Below are 2003 nucleotides of genomic sequence, written 5' to 3'. Positions count from 1 at the left end.
GCTCTTTGTTCAGGGCGAAGGACAGCGCATCGACAATCTGCAACAGCCCCCAATTGATCCGATCCTCGCCCCGATTGGCAAAGGCCATTCCGAACGTTGTGAAATCCAACTCGCCGATTTCCGGAAATGGCGTGCCCACGCCGGGAATGTAATAACGGAAGTAACCGTTTTCCGGTTGTTCCAGGCTGGCGTGATAGAGCCGGGCGATATTGGTTGGATGGGGAGGCTTGGCCGTTCTGGTGTCGTGCGGTTCGTTATTGTTGGTGCCATCGAAAAACAAGCTGATATGTAAAGCACGGGCACAGGTGGACGCGCCGCGCAAACCGCGTTTAGCGTTCTGTTCCTGGCGATAATTGTTCACTTCAGCAACTTGTCGCTCGTAATTCTTTCTGACTGCTTGAGGATCGCAGGGTAAACGTCCTTGTTTAGGAAACAAGGCCGGCGCAAAAACCGGCTCACGACTTTTTATCTTGGACATGCGGCAGGCTCCTGCATTTTCAAAGGTTCTTTAATCGGGTTATTTGGTGAAGGATAACGCCAGCAGGACGTGGACACCTTGACTTCATTGCAAGGCAGGAAATGCACTTCCAGTGCGCAAAATCGGTCTTCATAAGGTGGGAGATCCACGATGGCTCGATGTTGTTGGTAGTTGGCTTCATGTTTTGCATACGCAGTTCGATACTCATCAGTTCCTAATGCGGGCAACCGTACATTAGGATTCGGATCAGCTTCCCATTTCACTTCAAACTTCAGTCCCGGCTCCCATTGGCTTGGCAACATCACACAGCACATTCCGCCGCCATACCCGAAAGGAGAAATATTAGCTCCGCCATAACCATTAACGGAAAAGTGATTGATTGCTGCCGAAGTATGATTAACTCCATTCAAATTACCCGCTAAAAATTTAGGCGTTCCCGCCGAACATCCAGCCACAAATAAAAGCAAACAACCGCCCCCCACCCAGTTCAATATAGCTATCTTCTTGAAGTTTCTCATTTTTCATCTCTTGCCTCGGGCATATAAAGCTCGGACACAGGTGGGCGCGCCGCGCAAACCGCTGTTGTCGCTCTGTTGCTGAGGCGACGCAAGGTGGATGACGTCAACAACGAAGCGATGGCGCGCCATGATTATCTATCCTCAGAGAAATTTGCAGACCGGCACTCAGATATGGAGTTATAGAAACGGTAGACTGTGAACTGCCATATTCATCGCAAGTTAAAATCTCGCCACTAGGCTGCGGACCAACAGTATTGTCACTGTCTTTTCTGAATTCAGAAAAGCGAAACCTATCTATACTTACCCCGACACTCTGCAAATAGTTCCCACCACCGGAGTAGGCATGCATTGACTGTGGCTCATAGCCTTCAATATAAGGAATAATTGCCGTTAAGGTCGAGCCTGCCAGCACCACATCGTTCACCCACAAAACAAGAGAATGTTTTTGTTTTCTATACGACACCTTGTAGTTGGCCTCGCTGTGTTTTTTGGACTTTTCGACGGAGGTGCCGAAATCAACCTTTATGGAACCGTAAGACGCACCCGACGAGACCTCCCGATACGTCATATTTTTTCGACGGGTTGCACGTAGATAATCACGCGGAACCAGAATTGTATCCACTGCAAGATCAATTGGAATGCTAGCCAAAAAAACAAACGGACAGATGATTGTCACATAGCAAGCCATTGACAAATAACCGACATCATCACCTAACACTTTTATATCTGCATTAACTCCTTTGTAGTACTCGTTACCGCGTGAAAATTCGCCATTTTCCAATCTCGCGAGATAAGTACCACACCCAGACATACAAACAACAAGAAGCGGCATCACCGCCATTCTCAACAGTTTGCCAACCATTAAACCCTTCCTACTTGCCTTGATTTTTTTCAAAATTAAATCTCGCATACGCATGTAAATCACCAAAGTAATTCTCTTTGCTCGCTTGAAGCACCAGGCGATAACAAAGGGCAAAACCTTGCTCATCAGAAATATCCGAAAATTG

General features: G+C 47.5%; 2 protein-coding genes and 1 pseudogene. All 3 read right to left on the bottom strand.

From position 1 onward, the window contains the following. Positions 1-478: pseudogene (locus AACY42_RS28310) on the bottom strand (T6SS phospholipase effector Tle1-like catalytic domain-containing protein); the annotation flags it as partial. Then, a complete protein-coding gene (locus tag AACY42_RS28305) occupies positions 466-996 on the bottom strand; it encodes a DUF3304 domain-containing protein (protein ID WP_339483798.1) in 531 nt (176 codons plus the stop codon). The pseudogene AACY42_RS28310 and the gene AACY42_RS28305, both read right to left, overlap by 13 nt. Before the next feature lie 103 nt (positions 997-1099). Beyond that, positions 1100-1858 carry a YceK/YidQ family lipoprotein gene (locus AACY42_RS28300; RefSeq protein ID WP_339483797.1) on the bottom strand — a complete coding sequence of 253 codons (759 nt, stop codon included), beginning with the start codon at positions 1856-1858 and terminating at the stop codon, positions 1100-1102. Positions 1859-2003: the final 145 nt, after the last annotated feature.

Origin of the sequence: Pseudomonas sp. RL_5y_Pfl2_73, from assembly GCF_963970515.1 — a bacterium.
In the GTDB taxonomy this organism is placed as follows: Bacteria; Pseudomonadota; Gammaproteobacteria; order Pseudomonadales; family Pseudomonadaceae; genus Aquipseudomonas.
The sequence above is the reverse complement of the archived record's forward strand: the minus strand, read 5'-3'. Positions and strand labels throughout refer to the sequence as shown.